Origin of the sequence: Corallococcus sp. AB049A (assembly GCF_003668885.1) — a bacterium.
In the GTDB taxonomy this organism is placed as follows: Bacteria; Myxococcota; Myxococcia; order Myxococcales; family Myxococcaceae; genus Corallococcus; species Corallococcus interemptor.
On sequence record NZ_RAWL01001136.1, the window covers coordinates 1 to 441 of the forward strand.

The following is a 441-nucleotide window of genomic DNA, read 5'->3' on the forward strand; positions in this document are numbered from 1 at the left end:
ATCACCCCGTCGTCGGCCAACGCGTTGCCGGCGAACAGGCCCAGGGCCAGCCAGATCAGGTTCTTCATGCGCACAGCGTACATGCCCAGGCAGGCATCGCGCTCAGCGTTCGCAGTCCCGCGACAGGCGCGCGTCGATGCCACGCTGTTCATTGCTGATGGCGGTGCGCTCACTCTGCAGCGCGCTGTTGTAACGGCGGTCCAGTTCCCAGCGGCGGTCACGCAGGCGCGCACAGACGTCCTGCGGCGGCAGCGCATGGCAGCTGTCACGGACCAGCACGCTGCCGGCCGGCACCTGCACGCCGACGCCCACCGCAGGCGGCCGGTAGCCTGTGCCTTCACCGATCGGCGCACCGACCGGCGTGCCGAAGCCCGGGCGTGGACCGGGATGGACCGCGCCGTGGTGCCCGTGCGGGAGCCACACGCTGGTCCACAACGGGAC

The 441-nt window shown here is 71.0% G+C and carries 1 protein-coding gene; it reads right to left on the minus strand.

Going from position 1 to position 441, the window contains the following annotated elements; all coding sequences use genetic code 11:
• Positions 1–102: 102 nt before the first annotated feature.
• Positions 103–441: hypothetical protein (locus D7X55_RS46550; RefSeq protein ID WP_199747424.1), on the minus strand; the 339-nt coding region annotated here is incomplete at its 5' end.